Here is a 25,431-nt window from a genome sequence, read left to right as displayed (position 1 = left end):
TAAAATCCGAATTATTGAAGTGATTTGAATTTACTGCGTTTGGGTCTCAGTATTGATTTCCTGTAAATTATTTCGTTTTACCTGGTAATAGAAATCTTTTAGATGCCACCATGCAGGACACATGTCAGATGTGCCGTTAAAATTGCTAATTCCAGTGTAGCAGGTATTTAAAAACTTCTGGGTATCACTGATTTTTGCCTAGGGTTTCCACTGTACTTCCTGCGGAGGAGGCGTGCTTTCAAAATAACGTTTTATTTCTTCCAAATTCATGAGGCAAAGTTAAGCAAAAGGATGATTCTGCAATGCACAACTTCAATGTTTACTGGCGTTGGTAAAAAATATATACTCTTAAACTATTTTATAATTTCTTCCACTTTCTCCAAGGCCTCTTTAAAATTCATTGCTTTAGACTGCGAGTTGATGTAGCTGTTTTGCGATTTGTCAATTAGGTGATTTATGAGGTATAACTCATTGTCTGAATTTTTTACTATAGCCATGGATTTTAAAAGAGCTAGTTGATCTTGCGTTGAATTGTAACTTTCTTTATTTTTTGATATATTAGTAACATACGTCACTATAAAATTTTCCAGTCCATCAAAGCTTAACTTTTCAGTTTCTCTCTTTTTAAGTTTAGCCAAAAGATTCCCTAACATTTCGTAATTGTCTATAGCGTCATAATTCGAATACGAAACCTGATTTAGCGAAGGTAATTTGTCCTTACTTAAAAAAGCAGAAACGTAATTGAGTGCAGCCAGGGAATTTAGTTCAAACAGGACCGACAAAGCACTTGAACTATAATAATTCTTTTCAGCCTCTATATTTTCTTCAAGGTATTCTACTGCTTTCTGTTCACAGAAAGCTTGCTCTATTTTCAGTTTCATTAATAGTTGAACGGCTGACCAGTATTTGTGGCTTGTAACTTCTGAACATAGATTTTTAAGCAGTTCGTAATCTCCCGTCAGTGATATATACTGCTCTAATTTCTTGTCGATATTATAATTGTACTCGGGCATCAGAAAATGTTCCCTTATTTTTTGAAATGCAGCACTCAGATTATTGTCCAACGCATATTGAATATGGATATTCAGGGGAAGAAATGCCAGGTTTTTAGTATTAAGATTCTCAATAATTCTTTGGTTAAAAAGAAAGTTATTATTGATTTTAAGTTTTAGCCATTCAAGCCTTTTAACTTCTTCGTCCGAGTTATTTACGTCAATGAATTCAATACAATTTAGAAGAAAATCCTGCGAAAGGTTAAAATCAAATCGTGTTACAAAGAACAAGATTGTTTTGAGTTTACCATAATCCTCCAGACCTCCATATCGATCACTGCTGACAAATCTGATTATTCTGTCGAAGCGAATTTCATTCGAGGCTTTTTGGCACCAGCTATTTAGGAATGCTTGTTGACTACTGCTGATATTAAATTTATTATGTGTATCGTTTGAGGAATGAATTTGGGATTTGATTTCATTAATTATTATAAAATCATCTTTTAGAATATGAGTGATATCGGTAAATTTTACCGCTTTGTCATGAATTTGTATAAGTCTTCTTAATATCGAAATACTAATATCTAACTTATTACCACCGCCATTTTTACGAAACCAATCCGTTTGAATTTTTCTTATCAACGCGGAATCAATTGAAGCACCATACTCTGCAAAAACAGTTTTTATTTTTGAAATTAATGTGCTTTCGTTAAACAATATATCAAAATTATCTTGTGGCAGATTTTTAAATTTTGTCACCCGGGTTTCATATTCTTCGTCTGATAAAAGAACTTCCTTAAAGACAAACCCTTTCTCTAACATGGTATTGTTAAAATGTTCTGCCAGTTTTCTTTTTCCGTGATTTGCTATTACATTTCTGTATAAGTCTAAATTAGTATTTTCAATTGAACCATCGGCAAATTTTTCAACGACTAGATTAATATTTTGCTCATCAGTTACAGAAGCTAAGAAATAGCCAATCCTGTCGAAATGGATGTTATTAGCCAAGTATTTAAAACCATCTAATTGACTCTCAGGATTCAGTCTTAAAATCAAAACCCTAAGAGCATCTTCATTTATACTGAAATTTGCATTTTCAAAAAAGTAAGAGAGGAGGTCAGTTATAAAACCTTTATGGACATCTTCAAAATATAGACATCTCTTTATTATTTTTTCTATAAAGTCATTACTGCTATAGTTATCCTTAGTCTCGTCAAAATAGTGTTCAATCAGGGCAATGAAGTGGGCTTGATTTTCAAATCTCAGAATTAATTCTTCCAGTATCCAACTAGTTCCTCGTATTACTTCATCCTTAACAATTCGTTCAATGTATCCGTTCTCCCTTAAAAATTCATCCTTAATGTACCAAAAGAAACTATCAATTTGCGGATAATAGTGAATTAAGGAAAGTAGAGCTCTGTTTATTTGTTTATTTGTTTCACTTTTAAAAAGGTCAAAAATATTTCGTAAATATTCTTCGTCCTGATCGCAAAGCTTTTGATCGGCAATGCAATCTATTATGTGGGATTTAATCATTTCTGAGATCTGGGAGTCTTTTAGAAAATTTAAAAAAGCTGTTTTAAGATTTTCTTTACTGCCTCTTGGAATAGAAAAATAACTTAAAAGCTCCAGAGCAGAAATTATTACCCTAAAATGACTTTCCTTATTTTTTATTATTGAAACCAAATAATGGAAATTTTCTTCACAGTCACCAAATTCTGCGATTTCTTTTACTGAAAAGGTTGCAGATGAGATCCAAAAAGTTTTTTCAATACACTCTGTTTTAAAATATTCCTGAAAGACTTTAACCCGAAAATTTTCGGTCCTGTTTTTATCGGCCTTAATTAGTAATTCAGGGTTGTGAGTTGAGAGCCAGTCGATCAGTAAATTGTACTTATCACTACTTAAGATATTAATCAAAAAAGTAATTGTATTGAATAATGTCGGGTGCGTCTTGTTAACTCCCTCAATGGAAATGAAATTAATTATTTGTTGAAAATCTAAATCACTAATAGCTGTTGCGGCAAAATATTCCTGATAATTTTTATGAATAAATTTGAAGCTACTGTTGTCAAATGAACTTTCAATGAAGCTTAACTTTGTGAATTTTTTATAAGTGATCCCAAAGAGATTTTTCAATTCTTTTTTATCTGCAGAAGTCTTTTTTGTGAGTTCTAAAACAAGGGCTAAAATTTTATAAAGTTCAAAATTCTCTGGTGGAAGTTCTGCTTTAATATCTTCAAAAATTTCTGAAGGCGTAACAGGCAATGCTGTATGATTTTTATAGTATCTGCCCAGCATTTCAAGTTTAAAGGGATCTTCCAGAACATCTTTAAACTTTACAGGGCTGATTTGATCAAATTTTTCCAGAGGAATTTTGTACTTTTTGCTTAACAATTCGAAACTTTCCTGTGTACTTAGATCATTTAAATAAAATACTGCTGGATTCAATGATTTTAGCTCATCCCCGTAAGCATATGTCCTGCATGAAATAACCATTTTAAAACTAATGTCGGTAGATGTGAGTAAACTTGTAATCTGTTTATTGAGCTGACTTTTAAACTCAAATTCATCCAATGCATCAAGCAGCAATACAATCTTCTGCCTGGAACTCCAGTCACTTGGTAAAACGTCCTGAAATGTATCAAATTTATTGATATTTGCCAGACTAATAAAAATTGGTGTTATTTCCTTTTCAATAATGTTCTCTTCGAAGTATTTGGAAATATTAATAAGCTCAGTTGTTTTACCGCTTCCTGGTTCTCCTAATAATAAAAGAATATCGTTGGTTTTGATTAAGTCCAAAAGACTTTTGTCCTGGAATGAAAAAGAAAACTTATTTGTTTTTAATTTCCTGTTTAAGTAGTATTTATTTTTAGGGTTCGATGCCTGCTCTAAATATTCCTTTCTCTTTTTTAAGGAACTAAAATTTGGAATTTCACCTTTAGAAAATAATAACTTGTGAAAGTATTCCAAAATACTATTATGGGTGTCCAGATCAGGCTTGGTAAATGTTTCACCGTATACTTTACAAAATATTTCCTCATTGAGCGACAAAATATCCTGTACATTATTGTTAGGTGTTAAAATGATTGTTTTGAATGGCTTAGTCTGGTTAAAGTAATCTTCCAAATGCTTTGGATTTGAATCCTGAGTACATTTGTTCAAATCAATTTTTGGTGACAAAAAAATGAATATTGAATTATTTTTATCATAGTCAGATCTGTCAAATTGTATTAACTTTTCATGTAATTGTGACTGTGCGAGCTTCGATTTATGGTAATTTTTGCACTCGATAAAAATACCTCTTTTAAAAAAATCGTCATTTAAAATAGCAACTTCAAAACCTACATCAAATCCAAATTGATAGCCGGATTTTTGTATCCAATTATTATTTACCTGAATATTTAATTGTTTAAATAAAAACAAAAAAAAATCCAATGTAATTTTCTCAAAGCTACTACCTAATTCCTGACTTGACATGTTTAATAATTTTCTCTCAAATATATTAAAATACTATCGGAAGACACCATCATTTGGATCTGATTTGGAGTTAAAAAATAGTAGACCATCATTGAAAATCTTGGTATTAGTTACAGGTTGAAATTTCTGAAATTATTAAGATAAAGAGGAAGTCTTTTGTAATGGTGCATATTGAGATTAAACTTCCCTATGTAGCCTGATTTTTCATAAATCCAAACCACGCTTCAGGATTGTATTGCTCCATAGTTTCATCAATTGCACTAGAGCCATAGATCTTGTCAATTGCCCCTCCTGCGGTACCGATTAGAAATCCTAATGTTGGATCAGCAGTCAACATTGTACCCATTATAGTTGTTACCACTGAGACACCACCAAATCTTAGCCAGTCAATCCATTGATTTTTTGACGGAAGTTTTGATAGCGTAGTTTCATAAGCATCCCTGACATCAACATCTTTTTCTATATTTTCCTGAAGCCATTTTCTTAAATCAGATGCTTCGTGAGAATTAACGATATCTATCATCTTCTTTGTCGGGTCAGAAGATGCCATTAACACGTTAATTAAACTTGGACAATTTTTATAACTATGTAATTTATCTATCATTTGACCTGAACCACTATTGAGTACAGGTGTGGATAATTTACTTTCTCTCAGAAATGAAGCTTTGTCACATACATTGAGATAATAAAGCACTTCTTCATCGAATGTTGTTGATAATAGTCCACAATTCCAAAGTTCTCGGATTTTGTCGATTGCCTGATTGAAACCAATTTGAACATCCATAGTAAAAAATGATTCCCTTTGAATTCCATGGTTATAAAATAGATCTTTTATTTCGTTTTCAAAAATTGAAAACTTATTGTCTGTAACTGTAGGCTGTAAAAGATTGTCTGATATCTGTTTTGCGATAATTTTACCAGATATGTTTTCTTTTAGTACATGTTTGGGGAATTTCGAAAAATGTTTTTCAATATTGTTAAGCCAATCCTGCTTGTACCCATTTTGGTATAGAGGCAGATAGAAACTTATTCTTTTATTTTCGAGCATTTCTGCCAATTCATCTTTTGTAAAGCACCCATATAATTCTTGTAGAGTCCATGCATCGGCCCTTATACTAACATTATCATGTACTAGGAACAAATCAGCAATCGTTGCTAGTACTTTCAACTCGGGTTTATCTGAAACTCCGCCAGTAAGCTTTAAATATTGCTTTGAAGGGACAAAAAGATCTCCTGCAAAACCAGTTATTTTAGGTATCATATTTTTGATTGTATCCTATAAATGATTGATGTGGGAATTATGTCTAAGACGAGCAAATTTAGTAATTTCCTAAATAGGAGAATCAGGTAAAAATACTTGGTTTACTTTATAAGTTGACGAGATTCAATATATTTATTTTATGAACTTATTATAATTTTCACCTCTCGGAGAAATAAAGATGTCTGGGCATTACTAAGCGGAAAAACCGAAATTTCTTCGGTTTTTCCGCTTTTGATTTATACCGGTTTCGCCTTTTTGATGCGTGAACGAATTTGGTAAAGGTTTCTTTGCATCAAATCCATAATAATTTTGTGATGGGGTGACTTGTTGTTTTTTATTCCACGGCATTGGGTTATTTGAAGTTTAGAAAGCGAAACTTCTATTGTTTCCAAGGGAGTATTATTTATTCGGGCAGAGAAAAGCAGGGAATCTTTCTTTTTAAAGTACTCGTTGGTGAAAACACAATGTTTTAAACTGTCCCCTTCCTGCATAAAGTCGCTCACATTTTCAAGTACTGTAATGGTAATGTCGGCATTAGTGAAACAAAGCCCGAAAAACTGTTTTTTTTCCTGTTCATAAGAAATTTGTGCAAGCTGAATTTCAGAGCGCATTTTCTCAAGGTATCTTGTTCTCTGCAACTTTCTTTTTTTCTGCACCAATTTATCATGCTCTTCATTTAAATCCGCAGGACATAGGTAGGTTGCTGAGTTGAGGTCTTTTTTAAACCATCGCAGTAGTTCAAGGTAATCTTCCCACATGGAAACATCTTTAATGACATATTTATTTTTTAAACAAGTTTTGACTGCCTGCCAATTGCGTCGGATCTGCTGATGAGGTGAATGCAGGTAATATTTGAGTAGGGAAGACTGTGCCATTTTCAGTAGTGTTTCGGCGTAGGAATCTTTAAGCAATGCAGTGAAGAGAATCTGTGGTGCAATATCATTAAATTGTTTTTTAAAACCGTTTCTTTTTAAAATTGGCAGAACTTTTATTGGTGGGTACACCTTGTAAGGATTGATTCTGTATTTCGGGGAGTTCTGAAAATCCTTTGGACGTATTTCAAGAGGTGAGTAGTATTGCCATGCATCATAGACATTTGAAAAAACGTTTGTGCTGACTGACATTGTGCGGACTTCACCTTGTGGATTTATCCAATGCTGCATTACCTCCTTATGAAAATAGGTCGGCACAGTATTTTTTTTCATGAGTTTGTGCGAACAAATGATACGTACTACCTGATACCCTTGACATACATCCAAAACGGCAGAGTATTCAATTTCCTTGAAATGTACCTGATTGCATCCCTGCATTTTGAGCCTTCCTTGACAGGCAGTACATTTTATATATTTCTCGCAGGATTTACTCTGTGATTCAGGTTTCCAAGAATGTGTGCATTCAAGGCAGTGAAATTTTCCACGTGATAAAACGCCCCATTTAAGGAAAATGCTTTTTTCCGCCCAAGTGTGCATCTGCGCTGATATGGGTTTCAGGGTAGTGCTTAAAGTGGAAATCTCTTTTTCTATAATGGTTTTAGGTATCATAAGTCAAAAAGTGTTAGGGTTTGCTGTTGAGCAGGTTTAGGAGTTTGTAGATTTTCAGTTTTCTGAATGGTGTTTTCAGAAACAGCAGGTGTTGAGGTGAATAAATCAGCCCCTGCAGGCTGATTTACCACAACTTTACAGCTGACAGGAGCGGGAGTTGCTATACTGTCATCGGTGTAATATTTGACAGCCATATCAAATATTTCCTGATTGTCAAAGGCGCATAATCCTGTTTTTTTAACCTCGCCAAAAATGTAATTGAAACAGCTTTCAAGGTTCTTGGAGCTTTTATTGAAATTCTGCGCAAAGACAGTATCGCTTTGCGCAGTATCATTCAGATATTTTTCCATTACGGATTTAAATTGTTCTGTAGCTTTCATAAGGGAAGATTTTAAGATTGAAAAATGTTATTCAAAATGGCTTCTATAGATTTCAAAACAGTATTCTTCAAAGCAGAGCCAGCACATAAAAGTGTAGTGAGGCAGGCGATGACGGTTTTTTACTGCTTCTCCAAGAGAATCTTCGAGGTCTTCGCGGATGTTTTCCAAATCATCAAGATGTTCGATGTAGAATTTTTTGCAGTCCGCATGGTATATAAATTCGGATATCATACCGCTCATGCATCCGCCATTCTGCAAATCCTCTAAAAAGGATTTGAGCTGTTCTTTTTTAGTTCCGTCATACGATCCTAAATCGGAAATGATTATTTTATTGAATGCTTGGCATACATCAAACTCGGCGTATATTGATTTTTCTAAGGCTTTCATAACTTATTTCTTTAGGCTTATACATTGTTTATCGGGATATTAGAAAGGCAGGTCGTCGGGTTCTTTTTCGGCATTGGCTTTAGTGCTTGCACTTATCTGCGGTGTTTCCTGCTCACTTTTGGCAAATGCGAGGATTTTAATGTGGCTTGTATGAAACGTCAAACTACCGTGTGCCTCAGAATCGTTCCCGATATAGACATTCAGGCCAATGCGACCGAAAAGTTCCACCAGTGCGCCTTTTTTGAGCCACTGTGCTGTTTTGGAAGACAGCCAATAGGAGCAGTCGATGTAAGTGACAATTTTTTTAAGCTCTGTGCTGTCTTTAGGTTTATAGCTGTCATTGACGGCTATGGTAAAGTTTACCACCTCACGGTTTTCTTTTAGTTTAAAAACTGAGGCATCTTTTACAATTCTTCCTGTGATTTCCATGGGACTTGATTTTTTAGTGAATACTTATCTTTCGTTTTCTTCCCCATGTTTTCCAAATGAATTTTTTCAAAAGAAAAAACGGGAAAAAAGAAAGCAAAAAGCCAGTGTCCGGATAAGGAAGCCGGAGTGCTATAAGTCCCGAAGGGCGGCGATGAGCCGTTATGCGCATGCAGGTGACGGCGGATACTACTTTGGCTGCCCTTTTAATCCGTTTTGAATGAAAATCAGACTGCTTTTTTAGCGCCTTTTTGAGATTCCGCCCTAATAGTATTACCTTAGCCCTACAGATAAGAAACCCCGGCCAATGGAACCCCACCCCTATATCAGACTCTCAGCGCTTAATGATATGGTTCACGATGCCATCAATTCACGTTTTGCGGGACAGCGTTTCTGGGTGCTGGCCGATATCACCAATCATTCGTATAAGGCAGATAAAAAGATCCATTATTTTGAACTGGTGGAGAAAGCGCAGAACGGCAATGCGGTAACTGCCAAGATGCTCGGTAAATCATGGGGAGGGGGAGCACTGCGAATTGAAGAATTTGAAAAAAATACAGGACAGGTCTTTACCAATAACCTGCATGTACTGGTGCAGGTAAGTGTGGATTACCACCCTTTGTACGGTTTATCAGTGAGTGTGCTTGATATTGACAGTAATTTTATGCTGGGAATACTTGAGCAGCAGCGAAATGCAACACTTGAGCGCCTGTTAAAGGAAAATGATTACATTCAAAAAGAGGGAGATGGTTATTCCACATTTAACAGCCGATTAAAACTTCCAGCCGTAATACAGAGGGTAGCTGTAGTCTCTTCAAGCAGCTCTGCCGGTAATGAAGATTTCCGCCATACCATGCAGCATAATGATTTTGGCTATGTTTTTCAGATCGATGATTATTATACTGTTGTACAGGGAGATAACAATGCAAAACTTTTTATGAATAAACTCATCGAGATTTATAATACAGCAATACCATATGATGCCGTTGTCATTAACAGGGGCGGCGGTTCGCAGTCCGATTTTCTGATCTTTGATAATTATAATATCGGAAGGGCTGTGGCTAAATTTCCAATACCTGTCATAACAGGTATTGGACACCAGAAAAATGTCAGTATAACGGATCTGATGGCCCATACCCACACCAAAACACCAACCAAGGCAGCTGAGTTTATAATTGCCCATAACCGAAGTTTTGAACAGGAGATCCTATCACTGCAGCATAATATTGTCATAAAATCCCAGCAGCTCTTTCATATTCATTACAAAGAACTCAGCGAGCTTAAAAACGCTATTTCCCATAATGTAAGGGAGCTGCTTCAGATACATCGAGAAGCACTGGCAAAAAACAACCAGCATATTATCAGCAGTTCCAGATCGGTTTTGTACGGGCATCAAAAGAAACTCATCTTAACTGCCCATCAGGTAGTTCAGAGTCCAAAAATGCTGTTGCAGCAGAAAAAAAATGATTTGACACATATCAAAAATTCCATAAAGAACACTGCTAATGATTATCTTCGCAGAGAGAAAGTTACTTTGGAGCATCACCTTAAAAGTATTCAGATGATGTCCCCGCAGAATATCCTTCGTAAAGGCTATGCAATTGTAAAGTTCAATGAAAAGATTATCAGCAGTGCTGATAGTATACAGACCGGGGAGGATATTGAAGTGATCCTGAAAGACGCTAAACTGAAAAGCACCGTTAAAGAAAAAATACAATATGATGGAAGAGAAACTGACTTATGAGGCTGCCCTTTCTGAGCTGACAGCTATTTCGAAAGAAATAGAAAACGAAACGATCTCGGTCGATACCCTGGCTTCAAAAGTGAAAAGGGCATCGGAGCTTATAGAGTTCTGCCAGACCAAGCTTAAAAACACAGAAGCTGAAGTCAGCAAGATCATCAGCAGGATGGAAAACCCGGAAAACTAAATAAAAAAGAGATATACTATCGTAATTATTTCTTCGTTATGTAGATATATAACCCGAATACATGAGAATACTTAAAATAAAAAGTTTAAATATTCAATTATATATGCCTCTTACTTTATAAGTCCCATTACATCTGTAATGGAATTTTTTTATGTCACTATATTACAGATAAAATTTTCTCTTTATGAGTTTCAATAGACTTTATCATTTATAAAATCATTTTGTTTCTAGGCAGATTAATTTCATGTTCCTGCGGATATGGTGCCCGATGGGTCATACTCACATCTTCACGAATCTGCTGGTGTGCTTTATACTGATTATCAGTTGCATTGGAGTAACGCGGATCGGGGATGAATGGCATTTTTTCCATCTTTATTATGGTTATCGTTGGAAAGTGATAATCTACTTCCACGTTTCCCAGCAGCAGATAACATCCACCTCCCTGAAATGGATACTTTGCCAGACTGTCGGTGAAATGCGCTGTATCAAAAAATTCCCCATAAGCATCTATCCAGGTCCCAAAATACATGGCACCCATTTTAGTCGGGACATGTTTTCGGGATATCAGGTAAGCGAGCATACGGACTGTTTTTTTGTGATATTTTAATAAATCTTTAGCCAGGACATCACCTCTGAATTTAGTTTTCAGTAAATCAAAAGGCGAGCATGAGACAGGAAAACTTAATAATTCAATTTCATCAAATGCATCTTCAAATTCCGAGCGTTCCAGTTTAGGAAGTTCATATTCTTTGACAGGCTCCTGGATGAGCATGAGATTTCTGTTTTCAGGCTTGAAGTTGATCAGAATCAGCCTTGCAATTACCAGCAGCTGATTCTTTGTCTTTCCGGTAAAACGAAAAGCCCCTATAAAAATCAGGATTTGAATGCCTTCAATGCCAATTGGAATACGATTGATAAAATCTTCGAGGGATTTGTAATTTCCATTTTTTTCACGCTCGGTCTGTATCATAAAAGCTATTTTGGATTCCAGGCTCTGAAGGTGCATAAAACCAAGATACACATCTGTTCCATATAATGTTGTTTCGAACTCACTTTTATTCACGCATGGATTGTGCACTGAAGCGCCTGACATCTTTGCTTCATGGACGTATACTTCGGTTCTGTAAAAACCACCCTGATTGTTTATGACTGCTACCATAAATTCAACAGGATAATACACTTTCAAATAGAGACTCTGATAACTTTCGACTGCATAGGAAGCGGAATGCGCCTTGCAGAAAGAATAACCCGCGAAAGATTCTATTTGGCGGTATATTTCTTCACTGAGCCTCAGCGGATGGCCTTTTTCAGCACAACAGGCAAAGAAATTATCCTTTACTTTCTGCAGTGCCGATTTTGAACGTCCTTTTCCGGACATTGCACGGCGCAGGATATCTCCATCAGCGGCAGGAAGCCCTCCATAATGAAGCGCAATTTTTATGACGTCCTCCTGATATACCATAATACCATAAGTTTCGCCTAACTGCTGCTCGAAAACCGGGTGGAAGTACTCGAATTTATCAGGATGATTATGGCGGAAAATATATTCCTTCATCATGCCGGACTGTGCCACACCCGGACGTATGATAGAGGAGGCTGCAACGAGTGTTTTGTAATTATCACAGTTTAGACGACGAAGCAGCCCTCGCATGGCCGGGCTTTCAATATAAAAGCAGCCTATTGTTTTACCCAATGCTAAGAACTCATTGCACCTGGTCTCATTTTTTGAAATAGCAGTATCCCGGATGTTAAGTCTGATACCCCGGTTTTTTTCAATGAGTTTCACACTGTCATCAATGTGTCCGATACCGCGCTGACTTAGAATATCGAATTTCTCCAGTCCAATATCTTCTGCAATATGCATATCAAAAAGTACAATTGGAAAACCTTTTGGAGGCATTTCCAGAGGCGTATAATTGGTAATAGGTTCCTCGGAGATCAATATGCCGCAGGAATGCATGCTTCTCTGGTTAGGATATTTTTCTAAGAGCATTCCAAATTGTTGCACCTGCTTTACTACTTTGTTGGTGGCGTGAAGCTCCATTGGATTTTTAGCCAATGCATCGAGTTCTTCTTTTGGAAGTCCAAAAACTTTACCTACTTCACGAAATATGGAGCGGTATTTAAATTCAACATTTGTACCGCAGAAAGCAACGTGTTCATAACCATAACGTGAAAAAATATACTCTAAAATAGTATCACGTTCTTTCCAGCTCCAGTCAATGTCAAAATCTGGCGGGCTCTTACGGTTGAGGTTTAAAAAGCGTTCAAAATATAAATCAAGTTCCAATGGACAGATATCCGTAATGCCCAAACAATAGGCAATGATACTGTTGGCACCGCTGCCACGTCCGATATGAAGAAATCCTTGGGAATTACTGAAGCGTATAATATCCCAGGTAATTAAAAAGTAACCGCTGAACTCCAGCTGATCAATTACTTTGAGTTCTTTGAACATACGGGATTTTGCTTCTGCATTATTCTCTCCGTAGCGCCACTCCAGACCTTTTTTGGCCAGAGTAGTCAGCAGGTTCATATCATCTTTACGGTTATTGGTATAATATTTTTTGTTTTTGGGAGTCTTAAAGTCAAATTCAAAATTACACTGTTCCATAATTTTTTCGGTGTTTGCAATAATTCCGGGATACTGCTCATAGCAGGATAAAATTCTTTGAACATCAACCATTACTTCTGAATCCCTGCAGAAATCCAAAGGGGCAAGTTTAGATAAAATAACATTCAGGTCAATGGCCCGAAGAATCTTGTGCAGTTCATATTCCTTTTTGTTTCTAAAGGTTACAGGCTGCAGGATAATCATTTTTTCCTGTCTGTTTTTCCACTCGGACAGAATGAGTTTTTGAAGCTGTTCGGGACGAATGCCGATATACTCATTTTCTTTTAGAACAGAAGGCACATTTTCCAAAGGATAAATAATAAAAACATGCTCAAAATCCGGAGCAGACAATGGCAGAGCAGTATTGTCAAAATTATGACTGGTCAAAAAACGGTTCATTTCAGCCAGTCCATCGACATTTTTTGCAAGTCCGATGTAACGAAGTTGATTTTCACTGCGGAACTCCATTCCAATAACAGGTTTAATACCTGCAATGTTACAGCCTTTTATAAAATCATAAATTCCCGTTACGGTATTAATATCTGTAAGTGCCATAGCATTAACACCGCAGTTAACGGCGTGCTGGATTAATTCCTCAAGAGGAATGGTGCCATATCGCAGGGAATGAAAGGAATGGCAGTTGAGATACATAATTAGGGTTTACGTTTTAAAATTTCATTTTTAGTATTAGGCTTGAATGAAGCTCCGGCGCATCGCATTACCGCATCAAAACCATACCGGCTTTTCATTTTGTCCATGGCCTGATAAAGAGCCAGCATTTCCTCTGTATCCTGAAAAAGATCGATCTGGTAAGTACCGCGAACCAGTCCACTAAACCGAACACCAATAAGACGAAGGCGCATCCGGCGCTGGTATAATTTGTCAAAGAGTTCGGTCACTGTTTTGGTGAGAATATGATCGGCTGATGTATACTGAACGCGGCATTGTTTGGTTTCAGTGTCAAAATTAGCATAGCGTATTTTAATGGTAACCGTTGAAGTTAGCCACTCTTCGGAGCGGAGCTGAAAAGCCAGTTTTTCCACCATTCCCAGGATTACTCTTTTTAGTTTATCGATATCAATAGTATCCTGAGTGAAAGTATGCTCTGTGGATATGGATTTTCTCTCGCTATAGGGTTCAACAGGATTATTATCGATTCCATTGGATTTTTTCCAGAGTTCAATTCCGTTCTTTCCAATCATCTGCTGGAGTACGTCACAGGGCATTTTAGAAAGGGTTTCAATAGTTCTGATGCCTATTCGTGAGAGCAGCTGAAAGGTTTTATCCCCAACCATGGGTATTTTTTGAACAGAAAGCGGATTTAAAAATGACTGTACCATGTCTTGGGGAATCTGCAGGTTCTGCTTTTGTTTGCCTTCTCCTGTGCCGATTTTGGAAACCGTTTTATTAATTGAAAGGGCAAATGTAAGGGGGAGCCCTGTTTCCTTTGTAATGGTCTGGGCAAGTTCATTTGTCCACTTGTAGCTGCCATGAAATTTGTCCATGCCGGTAATGTCCAGATAAAATTCATCTATGCTTGCTTTTTCCACTACGGGCGCTTTTTCCTGAATAATTTCCGTGATACTATGAGAAAGCTGAGAGTATAATTCCATATCTCCTTTCATTACTTTAGCTTGGGGGCAGAGACGAAGCGCCATCTGTATCGGCATTGCGGAGCGGACTCCAAAGCGGCGTGCCTCGTAAGAGCATGATGCCACAACCCCTCTGTCTCCTCCTCCAATAATAAGCGGTATACCGTTTAATTCCGAATTTGTAAGCCTTTCGCAGGACACGAAAAACGTATTCATATCGATATGTACAACCGATCTTTCCATAATCTTCTCATTTTTATACAAGTCAAAATTAGTACAGATCGTAACATTAAATAGGTGTTTGTATGTTCTAATTTATAACAAAAAATGTTAGTCAATATTTTCTGACGCGCTAAATACCCGTAAAAATTGAAATGATGGAGAAATTAACCTAAATAAAAAAATGTAAAGTGTTTATTTTTTAATGTGTTTTTTCTTAATTAAGGAACTTATGAATCTTTTTTTATGATTAAATGAGACAGTGCAGGGTTATTAATTAAACGCTCCATTTCGGCATGCATTATATCCTGCACGTCCTGTTTAATCTGCATGTAATTTCGCTGCACCATGATACTGTCAATTTTTCTAATTACGGGAATGTCCTTGTAGTTATCCTGTTCTTTTTTAAGAGCGTCATGATCGTTTATAATCTCACAGTGAAAGGTTTTGAGCTCGATTTTACAATCAGGATTGTCGGCTACAATCCCCACAAATTCCCCTGAACTCAATGACGAAATTTTGGATGGGGGTACGGCAGATTCCAACTGTTTGGAACGGCTTATTGAAGTGTCTGCACTATTGATTGAAAGGCTTTCGCGGTCCTGCATAATTTTTCCAAATCGTTCGGAAAGCTGTTTGGCTGTATCACCGGTGACCTGACCGCTGATAATATTTCCTGTAATATTTAAAATCACATCTGCCTGCTCACGTCCATAGTCTTTTCTAAGCTGACTGAAGTCCTGAATTCCTAAACAGGTTGCAACTTTATTGCTTCTTGCCGTTGCAATTAAGCTGTCCATATTGTTGAGATATATTGTTGGAAATTCATCAAATATAAGACTGCTTTTCAGTTTTCCTTTTTGATTGACCTGCTTGATTAACCTGCTTACATAAAGTGATAAAACAGCGCCATAAGTTTGTATTTTCTGAGGGTTGTTTCCCATGGATACAATCTTAGGCTCAAGCGGGTTATTGATGTCCAAAGTAAAGTCATTGCCTGAAAGTACATAGTACAACTGCGGGGAAGAGAGCCTTGCCATGGAAATTTTGGCAGAGGCAATCTGGCCCTCAAGCTGCTCACTGACATCTTTTAGGTATGCGCTGAGAAATGGATTGATCAGTACTTCAATCTCTTTTTCTGTTCTCAGCAGTGTAAAGAGACTGTCGTAATCCAGCTGCATGAGTTCAATAACGTGCGGCAGGGTGCAGAATTCCCCACCATTATATTTTCGTAAATACCATATTATAGCCGTTAGAAAATTGATAGGGGATTCCACAAAAAAGTCACCCTGTTTTTTAATCCATTCCCGGTTGAGTCCGAGCAGAATAGTTCTTGCTGATTCTGCTGCATCGGTTATGTCGGTCATCGATTCAGGATACAGAGGATTACATCTGTGAGTGCGGCTAAGATCATCGAAATTAATCATGTAAAATTTGGGTTCAACAGTATAAAGATGCCGGTATTTCAGCCAGGTATTATAAGCAATGATGGTCAGGTCAGCGAATTTAAAATCGTAAACGAACATGCTGAATCCCTTTTGAATATGCTGGGTAATAACATGGCGAATTACAAAATAAGATTTCCCCGAACCGGGTGTTCCCGGAACGAGAAGCGATCGAAAAGGATTGATAATATTAATCCAGCTGTTTCGTACTTTATCTTTTAAATGGTAACGAGCCGGAAGGTTAACAGAGTATTCGTTTTCTATAAGCCGTTCTTCCTGTGGGAAAGTTTCGTTTTCTTTGTTGAAAATATCTTTATGATTTAATTTTCTACTGATAATTCTTGAGAGAAGCGTACCTCCGGAAAGTATCAGCAGATATCCTATCGAAGTTGATATAATATAACCTGTAATTTTAAAAACAGGACTAAGAACTGTCAGCAAAAACAGGTAACTGATAAAATACAAAATCAGTCCTGTCAAGATGTAATATAATGCCGTTTTGAATTGCAGTTTTTCATCTTTTCTCCCTTTTGCTCCGAGCAATGAAATGAGCAGTAAACCCAGGGCAAAAAACTTTGTCTTATGAAAATTACTGAAAATCCCTGTGTTGTAAATGTTATGTAAAATGATATCGCTAAATGGGCTGACCAATTCCCAGTGTTTAAAAACTGAATAACCGTAATAAAAGAAGTGAATGCTCAAAAGGATTATGCTTATGAGCCTTGTCATATCTAAAATTTTTCTAAGTGCCTGATCATTTTCTCCTGTCTGCATCGCCATGACTTTAGTGTTTAATTAATTGTCGGACTGTCCTTTTCTTTTTCTTTTTTTTCGTCTGCCTTTTAAGCTGGGGGGAATATATTCAGATGCATATTCAGGCTGTAAAATGCTGTCAATTATCTTTTGTAATTCACGCTCAGAAATAAAAGCAGGATTTTTAGTTGCTTCTTCTTTCTGTATTTTGTTTTCATAATTATTCTCGTCAGGTTTTACCCTTACATTACCACATCTTTCCAGCATTGCCTTTGCGGCATACTGAACACCCAAAGCACTGCCATTAAAAACGCATTTTGTAGTATGGTCTACATAAGTAATTCCATAGACCAGACCTTGAGAGCTTTGTCTGTAAATTATAGCGATCCCTTCTTTGAGTAATTTTTTTTCCAGCTCGTCAAGGTTTATACTGCTGTTTTTTAAAAATGCCATATCAATACTGTTTCGGACTCTTTTCATGTCCGGAACCCGGGATTTTCTATTGGCTTGAAATTTTTGTTCAAGAGTTTTCAAAGTAGGTCTAAAATGAAAGCTGCTTGCTTTTATCGGCACTCCGATCGGTTTTTTGTCTGCATCAATAATCTGGTATAAAAGTCCTTTATGAAGAAACATTTTAGAATCCTCTTTTCCCTGCAGTACTGAAACATTGTACAGGTTCAATACTGCATTTAATTCTCCAATAGTTGTAAATTTATAATGCGGTATGACGGCATTTAAAATACCGGCAATTGCTTTTTTTGAATCTGAAACACCATACTCGATTTTATGAACGTTTAATGGTTTTAAATCCATTACGGTTGTCTTTTTTTTACTTTCTGCGCGTACCAAATTGAATTGTGTTTCAATTTCTTTTCGTGCTGTTTCCGACTGATTTTTTCCAATGTTCTGCATGTCTATTCTACTGCCGTCTGCTTTTACTTTAATGGAGACAATATGGATGTGCGGATGTCCGGCATCGTGATGTTGGTAAACTAAATATGGCTGATCCCTAAAACCAATTTTATCCATATAACTACCTGCAATTTCCATGAGTTTTTCCTTTGATAATTCTTTTTCTGACGGGTCAAAATTGAGCGATATATGCACACTGTTTCGAGTTACATTTTCATTGAGCTCCAACTGTTTTAAAAGCATGTTTAATTTAAAACTTGAATTCATGTTCTGCACGTCCATTGGATAATTTCCTTCTCCAATGCACTGGGCAGCACCCGTGGAAACTTTGTTCTCATTGTAATTTAAAATAGCCCTGATTGAGCGTCCTGTATTTATGACTGCAACCATTTTTTACTGAGGTTTTCGATGTGTTTTTTTATTTGGTTTATGGAATTAAAGAGTACTTTTTTTTCTATTTCATAAACCATAATCCAATGTTTAAATTCTGAAATCTGTACAAGGGTGTGAAGCTTTTTAACTACCTGATTGAAGTTGTTTCCAATACCATTTAAATCTTTTCTCAGCAGTATGAGTTCACTCATTAATTCATCGAGTGATTCGTTTCGATATTTCAAAACCACAGGTTTCTGCAGCAGATTTTTTCTGGCATAATCACTGAGTTTTCTGCAGGTTGATTTGCCAAACTGCTTCTGCAGTGTTTCATATTCGGAGCTAGTTAGTCTCAGATGCAGCCATCTAGTTCTGTTTTTGTTTTCTTCTTCCATCATTTATCTTTTTCATTTCACAAACTATTATCCTTCTGGTTTCACCGCCAACGAGTTCCGAGTAAAAGGGCGGCAAGATATCGGTTGTGATACAACCGGACATCTTGCAGATTGCAGGAACGTGGCAATCTTTTAGAATCTTATTAGGTTTTCAGACTATTTTTTAAATATCAATACGAATTTACGTAAGAGCAGTCAATACAGCCTATCACAGGTAAATTATGCTTATGATGCTTTGCTGATGCATTCTTAACTCTAAACTTTGATTTATTAATTTAAAAACGCTGAAATTATGATTACAAAAAATGAAGTAGCCAAGGTTTTTGATACTGTCATGAGTATTCCTGGCATGAGTGAGAGCGTGAAGATTGATTTGAAAATTTCACGCAAAAATGTATTGTTATTAAACCATGTTATTGAACAGGGACTGCTACTGGAAAAGGATGCAGGAAATATTATGGGGAACATATCTGAAGAAGGTTTATCAGAACTTAAAAACATTTCTGAAGAGTGTCTGCATAAAGCAGGTCTGGTGGAACTTATTTTAAAACTTAAAACTTTGAGTGAAAGTAGTAAAGTATAATTTGAAATTGGAAAAAGTAAAAATGCTATATAAGTACATTGTCATTTATATAGCATTTTTTTTATCAAGGTAGAATTTTACAGATTGCCTGTTTTGGTAACTTTTTGGCTTGTTTTTGATATCTATATTTGCGAATAACTAATCTACTTTTGTTTATGTTTTACTGATTAAATAAATTGATTTTAAGAATCGCATTAAACTTTTAATTATGAAATTAAAGACAAGTTACAAAAGTATCATTATTGAGGGAGTCTGTCTTTTATATGTCCTTTTATTTGTTTATGCAGCAACAAGTAAACTGCTTGATTTTCAGAACTTCCAGATACAGGTTGGCCAGTCACCATTAATAAGTGCTTTTGCTTCATATATTTCATGGTTCATACCTCTGTTGGAAATTACGATATGTTTGCTGCTTATAGTCCCTAAAACTAGAATAATTGGACTTTTAGCGTCTTATTTTCTTATGATAATGTTTACAACTTATATTTTTATAATTCTAAACTATAGTTCTTTTGTTCCATGTTCTTGTGGAGGAATACTTGAAAAGCTTAATTGGACACAACATTTGTTTTTCAATTTAACATTTACGGTGCTAGCTGGATTGGCATTGTATTTAAAATTCTTCAAAGATAAAAACAAAACAAATAAAAATAAGATTGTTAGATACATCGGATCATTCTTTGCAATTACCATGCTGGCAATAAGTATCGTATTTTTTTTGTTTTTAATTTCAGAGAAAATAGTGCATGTCCATAATAATCACATAAGAAGATTTCCACATACCCCTCTTGAAAAGAATATGAAACTAGATCTTGGTGTAAGTTCATATTATATTGCTGGAACAGACCATAATAAAATTTACCTTGGAAACACAACAGCCCCACTACTTATTACAGTTGTAAATGAAAAAATGGAGATCATCGAAAAGAAAAGAATAGAAATCGACTGGAAGAAATATAAGTTCCGAGGACTTAGAATCAGTGTCATGTCACCTTACTTTTTTGTAACAGATGGAACTGTTCCTGTCACCTACAGAGGTAAAGTTTCTAATTGGAAAGTAGAACTTGAAAGACCAGGACGAGAATATTTTGCCGTGGCCGTGCCAGCAGATTCAGCTTCAATTGTAATACGCTCGCATAGTTCTGTTACAGGAGAAGGTATCCTTGGAGTAGTAAATGTTGAAACCGGGAAAACCATTTTAAATCCGGCTTTACTGGTGAAACAATTTGACGGTGTTTTCGATCTGGATGGACAACTGCATTATAATGATAAAACGCAACAAATTGTCTATCTGTATGCCTATCGTAACCAATATACTTTGGCTGATGTGAAACTTAATCTAATAAAAAGAGGAAATACAATTGATACTATTTCAAAGGCTAAGCTGGACATTGTTAAAATAGAAAAAAGCCACGTAAGGAAACTTGCAAAGCCTCCTTTATTTGTCAATAAAGCCAGCGCAGTTGCTGATCATAGGTTATTTGTTAGTTCGGCAATACCAGGTAAATTTGAAAAAGATGCATTGTGGGAATCTGCAAGTATAATTGATGTATACGATCTTAGGGACAAAAGTTACAGATATAGTTTTTGTATTTATGATATAGGAGGTAATAAAGTCAGAAATTTTGTTATTGAAGGTGATAATCTGTACGCTTTGATTGGCAGTTATTTGTTTCACAGCAAGCTTAGCAGAAAAAAAATGGAACAGTATGAAAAATAAAGCTGTAATACAGCAAAAAACTATTGGCCAAATAGCAGGGCAAGATCGAAAACCTGTAAAAGAGTAGATCATTAACTAAATTTTTTTATTATGAAAACTAATTTTTTTAATTACGCCGTTCCGATGGCTGTAGCAGTGATCGGATTAACAAGTGCTGCGAGTACAAGTACTATTGGCAGAAGCACAACAGCTCCGGTTATGGGGTACAAGCAGATTGAAAACGAAAGTGTCTGCCAGCCTATACAGCAATGTTCCAATTCAGGAAATTTTGACTGTCTAGCACCGGATAATTCCCAGCTGTACGAATATTCAAATTCTACATGTCTTGTACCTTTGAAAAGGGATACAGAACATTAACATTTAAAAATGAAGATGCCGCTTTAAAGCGGCATCTTTTTTAGTCAATTTTAGGTGACATCCATTCTTCTTTTATACTACCTTTAAGAAAATGATCAAACCATTGCTGTATTCTTAATGTCAAGTCTTCCTGACTAGTATTGTTTCTTAGATTATGTCCTTCAGTAGGGTATATAAGCATTACATGTTCTTTATTTAGCCTGCGTAAAGCAAAGTAAAATTCCTGTGTCTGTAGTGCATTAACGTGCCTATCTTCTTTCCCCGTCCAAGCAAGCAAAGGGGTAGAAACATTTTCGGACAGTAGTACAGGAGAGTTTTCCAGATATGCATTTTTATTTTCAAACAGTGATTTTCCAATACGCAGCTGGTCGAATTCACAGCGATAGAAATCAGGCCGTGAAAGTGTTGGTCCCATATATAGATAGCTGCTAATTAAATCAGTCCATCCGGCTCCTGCTACTGCCGTCGCGAAACGGTCAGTCTGTGTGATTATCAAATCCACCTCATAACCGCCGAAGGAATGGCCAATTAATCCTATTTTAGAATTATCCACATTACCCTCAGCCAAGACAGTATCAATGGCTGCCAGGACACTCCCAGTTACGGATTTATTTAATCTGCCGAATTCGTATGCAATATCTGGCAGAAGGATGAAATAACCCTTAGATAAGAGATGAGGTAAGTTAAATCCATCACTAGTATGAAGACTTGGATTTTGATAAATATGAAGTTGCTGCGACTGTTTTTCGTAAATGTAAACTATCATTGGGGATTTTTTGCCTTTGTTGAATTCCGGAGGAGTATAAAGGATACCTGAAAGCTGTTTTCCTTCAAAATTGTATTTTACGAGACTGGCTTTTCCCCACAAGTATTTTTTATGCTGCGGGTTGCTCTGCATTATTAATTTTTCATTTTTTTTTCCATCAGTTTGCATTATTGCGGGCGGACTGTCGAAACGCTGTCCAAGATAAATATATTCTCCCAGAGATGTCTTTACTATTTGGTTTATTCTCTTTTCTGTCCAAAGAATTTCTCTCGTCCCATTTCTCCTATCCCATGAATAAAATCCAGACATTCCACGGTTGTGATCTTTCACTGAGAAAAGTAATTCATGCTCAAGTCTGAGTGAAGGTGAATTAGAAAATTCATGATATGGAGGTGTGGTTTCATATAAAGGCGTACTAATACGGAATACCTTTTTCTCTTCCCGTCCTTGAGTAAGTCTTGTAAGTACCATTGTTGAAACGTCTATCTGCCATAAATCAAATTCATCATATACCAAGAGATATCGACTGCAGGAACTCCAGCCTGCAATGCCCCAAGGACTGGCATTACCCGGCATATCTCTGTTCTGATTAAAAAATTGCAGACTATTATTTTCCAGAAGAGGGAGTGGTTTTTTTTTATCAATATTATAGCACCACAATTGACGGTCTTTAAAATAAGCTAAATACCTCCCATTTGGCGATGGTTGTGGGAGATAATCTCCAGAAAGTTTCTGCTCTATGACCCACTTTTCTCCACTTGTAAGATCCATGGCAAAAAGGTCTATCGGACTATTCATTTCCGTCTGAGGCTCATATACAGATGAATCATATAGAAAAGCATGAGATAATGAACCACTTAAAAATAATTCAGGATTTTGTCTATTGGTAATCTGTCTTATAATATTATTATTTACATTCCATACTGCAACTTTACTAATACTATTGTAGCTTCCATGTCTTTTTTTTCTGTCGAATAATCTCTTGTCAGCCGAATTCCAAATTTCAACGATATCTCCGTCAACGCTTTCTTTCTGAATTGGCTCTGATATTCGAAAAAATATTTTACTACCGTTATTGCTTACAAGTATACTTGAGTAGGCATCATATGAAATTTTCATATTTAACGAAGCAGGCAAAGAACTACCGAAAGGACATTCTTTGAGAAGCTGTTTTTTAATATTGTAACTGTATAAAAAAACTTTGTCTTTTTTTCTTGAGATTATTGCTACTGTATTGTTTTTCCATGAAAATTTCGGTAAAGTTCCCGCACTTGTTTCCATTATTTTTATCGGGATGTCAGTTTTATTTATATTTTTTAACTTAATAGTTAGAATCGTCTTCGATAAAGAAGTATATATAATCTGATGTCCTGTATCTGATAATTGAAAATCTTTTACATTATTTTCTTCATAAATAGCTTTTCCTTCTGTATCTTTTATTAGCATGCCGTAGGAAGAATTTTCTATCTTTTTTATAAGAGCGATATATTTATTATCAGCACTTATTTTAAATTTTGCAATTCCGCTAAACAGCTTCAAGGTTCCATCTTTTAGGTTTTGTATGATAAGTGTATCTGCTCTCTGACAGATAAATGAATTGTTTAGAAAATAACCCTGCCTGCTACGCGGAAAACTGTATAATTTATCAGATTCAAGAGCTTTCACAAACAAAGTATCTTTTTTACTTTCATACATCAAAAGATAACTAACCCAGTTTCCATCAGGCGACACATTTCTAATAAGTGTTTCATTCCAAAGATGGTAATCAGAGGGTGGCAAGGGCTTGGCAGAAACCTGTGCGTTAAATAAATTAGGAAAAATGTAAAGAAGAATTAGAACTGTCCTTAATATTTTAGGAAGGCAATCTTTGCATTTATATATATAATTAATAGCCTTCATTCTGAGGTTTAAGATTAGGATTTAACGATAATTCTGATTCAGGAAGAGGCAGGAGTCTGTCATGTGTATCCCAGCCTGGCTTTGCAACGCCGAGAGTTGCATCAAGTCTTTGGGTTCTTTTAAGATCAAAGAATCTATGTCCAAATTCGCAGAATAATTCCAGCCTCCTTTGCAGAAGTATCTCTTTGAGAATTTCTGTATCAGTGGAAGCATTTGTGTTACCTAGACCTGCATAATTCCTAATAATATTAATATCTTCCTTTGAGCCAATGTAATCACCGCTCATCAATCTTGCTTCGGACCTTATCAGGTATAATTCAGAAAGCCTTAGCACAATGGAATACTCCGATGATGTGCCACTGTTTGTATCCTGTTTATATTTATAAGCATGATACCAGCTGTTAGTTCCAGTTGTAACTTGTTTTATCCAATACTTCTTTCTCAAATCGGAACTGCTGAAACTATTTACAAGCGTATTATTTAAAGCTAAAGAAGGAGGGGGACCACTTTTAAAAATAAAAAGATTTCCTTCTAGCGTGGGGTTTCCAGTATTGGCAGGCATTAACTGCCATATCGTTGATGAACTTCCTTTAAGAAATAGTTGTGAAGGATCGGTAGGTAGATTATAAACATTTTTTTCGTTTATAACTGATGAAGCAACATTGGAAGACTCATTCCATTGTTGCATATACAACAATACCCGAGCCAGCAGCGTATTGACTGCCCACTTATTAGGACGCACCCGTTCTGTTGTAGCATATTCGGGAGAAAGTACCGATGAGGCATAAATAAGATCATCTTTAATATGCTCATAAATTTTTTGAACAGGCTGGCGATCCACTTTGCTGTTCTCCCGATAGTTTGTAGATTGAATATATGGAATATCGCCAAAAAGATCTGTTAGATACAAATGAATTAATGCCCTTATGAATAAAGCCTCGCCGATCAATCTCTCTTTGTCGATTTGTTTAAGAGATTTTGAATTAGTTACACCTTCGATCACTGCATTTGCTGCGTATATTTGATTGTAGCTATATCTCCAAAATAATGAAACATCGGAAGTGCTAGGCAGCAGTGTATTGTTAAAAAAGCTTGCGCTTCCACTAGCCGGAATGCCATAAAAATCAAGCTCATCCGTATAAAGTCCCAATTGTGATGAAGTACCGGAGGGATAACCTGTAAGAACTCCATTATCCCTCATGTTGCTATAGATTTCAACCAAAGCTGCCGTAGCTGTATTTTTATCTTCAAATACGTCATCAGCATTGAGTTGTGATGAAGGAAGGTCAACCTCTGTAAAATTACAAGAAGTAAAAAAGACCGTTAATGTCAGAAAAACGATTACTATACAGCGACCATTATATGATGTTGATATAAGATATTTCATAAAATTAATTTTCATAACA

The 25,431-nt window shown here is 36.1% G+C and carries 19 protein-coding genes; 5 read left to right on the top strand and 14 right to left on the bottom strand.

Annotated elements, in window-relative coordinates; all coding sequences use genetic code 11:
• Positions 1–30: 30 nt before the first annotated feature.
• From ACNFIH_RS07375 to ACNFIH_RS07345, 7 genes are all read right to left on the bottom strand, one after another.
• Positions 31–192, bottom strand: a complete 162-nt coding sequence (locus tag ACNFIH_RS07375; RefSeq protein ID WP_426486719.1) for a DUF6965 family protein — start codon at positions 190–192, stop codon at positions 31–33.
• A gap of 161 nt (positions 193–353) precedes the next feature.
• Positions 354–4,475, bottom strand: a complete 4,122-nt coding sequence (locus tag ACNFIH_RS07370; RefSeq protein WP_426486117.1) for an NACHT domain-containing protein — start codon at positions 4,473–4,475, stop codon at positions 354–356.
• Positions 4,476–4,662: 187 nt separating this feature from the next.
• Positions 4,663–5,736, bottom strand: coding sequence for a hypothetical protein (locus tag ACNFIH_RS07365; protein ID WP_426486116.1), 1,074 nt, complete (start codon positions 5,734–5,736; stop codon positions 4,663–4,665).
• 236 nt (positions 5,737–5,972) lie between these two features.
• Positions 5,973–7,277: a PcfJ domain-containing protein gene (locus tag ACNFIH_RS07360; protein WP_426486115.1), complete on the bottom strand. Its 1,305-nt coding sequence runs from the start codon at positions 7,275–7,277 to the stop codon at positions 5,973–5,975.
• Positions 7,274–7,657 (bottom strand): PcfK-like family protein, encoded by a 384-nt coding sequence (locus ACNFIH_RS07355; RefSeq protein ID WP_426486114.1) that lies wholly within the window; start codon positions 7,655–7,657, stop codon positions 7,274–7,276. Before ACNFIH_RS07355 ends, ACNFIH_RS07360 begins: the two co-directional genes overlap by 4 nt.
• A 27-nt stretch (positions 7,658–7,684) precedes the next feature.
• The gene (locus ACNFIH_RS07350; protein ID WP_426486113.1) at positions 7,685–8,044 is read right to left on the bottom strand and encodes a DUF7222 domain-containing protein; all 360 of its coding nucleotides are present in this window, start codon (positions 8,042–8,044) and stop codon (positions 7,685–7,687) included.
• A 39-nt stretch (positions 8,045–8,083) separates the two neighbouring features.
• A complete protein-coding gene (locus ACNFIH_RS07345; protein ID WP_426486112.1) occupies positions 8,084–8,473 on the bottom strand; it encodes a single-stranded DNA-binding protein in 390 nt (129 codons plus the stop codon).
• Between the two features lie 304 nt (positions 8,474–8,777).
• Between ACNFIH_RS07345 and xseA the strand changes: the two genes are divergently transcribed.
• Entirely contained in the window at positions 8,778–10,214 is a 1,437-nt protein-coding gene (xseA, locus tag ACNFIH_RS07340) for an exodeoxyribonuclease VII large subunit (RefSeq protein ID WP_426486111.1), read from the top strand.
• On the top strand, positions 10,192–10,398 hold the full coding sequence (gene xseB / locus ACNFIH_RS07335; protein ID WP_426486110.1) for an exodeoxyribonuclease VII small subunit: 207 nt from the start codon (positions 10,192–10,194) through the stop codon (positions 10,396–10,398). Before xseA ends, xseB begins: the two co-directional genes overlap by 23 nt.
• A gap of 208 nt (positions 10,399–10,606) precedes the next feature.
• Here xseB and ACNFIH_RS07330 read toward each other — a convergent pair whose 3' ends face one another.
• The 5 genes from ACNFIH_RS07330 to ACNFIH_RS07310 form a co-directional block, all read right to left on the bottom strand.
• Positions 10,607–13,663 carry a DNA polymerase III subunit alpha gene (locus ACNFIH_RS07330; RefSeq protein ID WP_426486109.1) on the bottom strand — a complete coding sequence of 1,019 codons (3,057 nt, stop codon included), beginning with the start codon at positions 13,661–13,663 and terminating at the stop codon, positions 10,607–10,609.
• A gap of 2 nt (positions 13,664–13,665) precedes the next feature.
• On the bottom strand, positions 13,666–14,847 hold the full coding sequence (gene dinB, locus ACNFIH_RS07325) for a DNA polymerase IV (RefSeq protein WP_426486108.1): 1,182 nt from the start codon (positions 14,845–14,847) through the stop codon (positions 13,666–13,668).
• 206 nt (positions 14,848–15,053) lie between these two features.
• Positions 15,054–17,042, bottom strand: coding sequence for a conjugal transfer protein MobC (mobC, locus tag ACNFIH_RS07320; protein ID WP_426486718.1), 1,989 nt, complete (start codon positions 17,040–17,042; stop codon positions 15,054–15,056).
• A 21-nt stretch (positions 17,043–17,063) separates the two neighbouring features.
• Positions 17,064–18,323, bottom strand: a complete 1,260-nt coding sequence (locus tag ACNFIH_RS07315) for a relaxase/mobilization nuclease domain-containing protein (protein ID WP_426486107.1) — start codon at positions 18,321–18,323, stop codon at positions 17,064–17,066.
• The gene (locus tag ACNFIH_RS07310; RefSeq protein ID WP_426486106.1) at positions 18,308–18,703 is read right to left on the bottom strand and encodes a plasmid mobilization protein; all 396 of its coding nucleotides are present in this window, start codon (positions 18,701–18,703) and stop codon (positions 18,308–18,310) included. Before ACNFIH_RS07310 ends, ACNFIH_RS07315 begins: the two co-directional genes overlap by 16 nt.
• A 289-nt stretch (positions 18,704–18,992) precedes the next feature.
• On the opposite strand from ACNFIH_RS07310, the gene ACNFIH_RS07305 reads away from it, so the two are divergent.
• The 3 genes from ACNFIH_RS07305 (at position 18,993) to ACNFIH_RS07295 (ending at position 21,360) form a co-directional block, all read left to right on the top strand.
• Entirely contained in the window at positions 18,993–19,283 is a 291-nt protein-coding gene (locus tag ACNFIH_RS07305; protein WP_426486105.1) for a hypothetical protein, read from the top strand.
• A gap of 208 nt (positions 19,284–19,491) precedes the next feature.
• Positions 19,492–21,003, top strand: coding sequence for a MauE/DoxX family redox-associated membrane protein (locus ACNFIH_RS07300; RefSeq protein WP_426486104.1), 1,512 nt, complete (start codon positions 19,492–19,494; stop codon positions 21,001–21,003).
• Between the two features lie 90 nt (positions 21,004–21,093).
• Positions 21,094–21,360 carry a hypothetical protein gene (locus ACNFIH_RS07295; RefSeq protein ID WP_426486103.1) on the top strand — a complete coding sequence of 89 codons (267 nt, stop codon included), beginning with the start codon at positions 21,094–21,096 and terminating at the stop codon, positions 21,358–21,360.
• A gap of 40 nt (positions 21,361–21,400) precedes the next feature.
• Here ACNFIH_RS07295 and ACNFIH_RS07290 read toward each other — a convergent pair whose 3' ends face one another.
• Positions 21,401–24,025 (bottom strand): S9 family peptidase, encoded by a 2,625-nt coding sequence (locus ACNFIH_RS07290; protein WP_426486102.1) that lies wholly within the window; start codon positions 24,023–24,025, stop codon positions 21,401–21,403.
• Complete coding sequence (locus ACNFIH_RS07285; RefSeq protein WP_426486101.1) at positions 24,012–25,427, bottom strand: RagB/SusD family nutrient uptake outer membrane protein; 1,416 nt, start codon at positions 25,425–25,427, stop codon at positions 24,012–24,014. Before ACNFIH_RS07285 ends, ACNFIH_RS07290 begins: the two co-directional genes overlap by 14 nt.
• Between the last annotated feature and the right edge of the window lie 4 nt (positions 25,428–25,431).

It is taken from the genome of Flavobacterium sp. 2 (genome assembly GCF_049949195.1).
Lineage (GTDB): Bacteria > Bacteroidota > Bacteroidia > Flavobacteriales > Flavobacteriaceae > Flavobacterium.
This window is presented reverse-complemented; position numbering and strand designations above follow the sequence as displayed.

Bases quoted from the DNA above. Each gene is read 5' to 3' on its own strand.
- ACNFIH_RS07350 (WP_426486113.1), bottom strand. From the start codon at position 8,044: ATGAAAGCCTTAGAAAAATCAATATACGCCGAGTTTGATGTATGCCAA.
- xseA (WP_426486111.1), top strand. From the start codon at position 8,778: ATGGAACCCCACCCCTATATCAGACTCTCAGCGCTTAATGATATGGTT.
- dinB (WP_426486108.1), bottom strand. From the start codon at position 14,847: ATGGAAAGATCGGTTGTACATATCGATATGAATACGTTTTTCGTGTCC.
- ACNFIH_RS07300 (WP_426486104.1), top strand. From the start codon at position 19,492: ATGAAATTAAAGACAAGTTACAAAAGTATCATTATTGAGGGAGTCTGT.
- ACNFIH_RS07355 (WP_426486114.1), bottom strand. From the start codon at position 7,657: ATGAAAGCTACAGAACAATTTAAATCCGTAATGGAAAAATATCTGAAT.
- ACNFIH_RS07315 (WP_426486107.1), bottom strand. From the start codon at position 18,323: ATGGTTGCAGTCATAAATACAGGACGCTCAATCAGGGCTATTTTAAAT.
- ACNFIH_RS07290 (WP_426486102.1), bottom strand. From the start codon at position 24,025: ATGAAGGCTATTAATTATATATATAAATGCAAAGATTGCCTTCCTAAA.
- ACNFIH_RS07360 (WP_426486115.1), bottom strand. From the start codon at position 7,277: ATGATACCTAAAACCATTATAGAAAAAGAGATTTCCACTTTAAGCACT.
- ACNFIH_RS07370 (WP_426486117.1), bottom strand. From the start codon at position 4,475: ATGTCAAGTCAGGAATTAGGTAGTAGCTTTGAGAAAATTACATTGGAT.
- ACNFIH_RS07310 (WP_426486106.1), bottom strand. From the start codon at position 18,703: ATGATGGAAGAAGAAAACAAAAACAGAACTAGATGGCTGCATCTGAGA.
- ACNFIH_RS07345 (WP_426486112.1), bottom strand. From the start codon at position 8,473: ATGGAAATCACAGGAAGAATTGTAAAAGATGCCTCAGTTTTTAAACTA.
- ACNFIH_RS07365 (WP_426486116.1), bottom strand. From the start codon at position 5,736: ATGATACCTAAAATAACTGGTTTTGCAGGAGATCTTTTTGTCCCTTCA.
- xseB (WP_426486110.1), top strand. From the start codon at position 10,192: ATGGAAGAGAAACTGACTTATGAGGCTGCCCTTTCTGAGCTGACAGCT.
- mobC (WP_426486718.1), bottom strand. From the start codon at position 17,042: ATGCAGACAGGAGAAAATGATCAGGCACTTAGAAAAATTTTAGATATG.
- ACNFIH_RS07330 (WP_426486109.1), bottom strand. From the start codon at position 13,663: ATGTATCTCAACTGCCATTCCTTTCATTCCCTGCGATATGGCACCATT.
- ACNFIH_RS07285 (WP_426486101.1), bottom strand. From the start codon at position 25,427: ATGAAAATTAATTTTATGAAATATCTTATATCAACATCATATAATGGT.
- ACNFIH_RS07295 (WP_426486103.1), top strand. From the start codon at position 21,094: ATGAAAACTAATTTTTTTAATTACGCCGTTCCGATGGCTGTAGCAGTG.
- ACNFIH_RS07305 (WP_426486105.1), top strand. From the start codon at position 18,993: ATGATTACAAAAAATGAAGTAGCCAAGGTTTTTGATACTGTCATGAGT.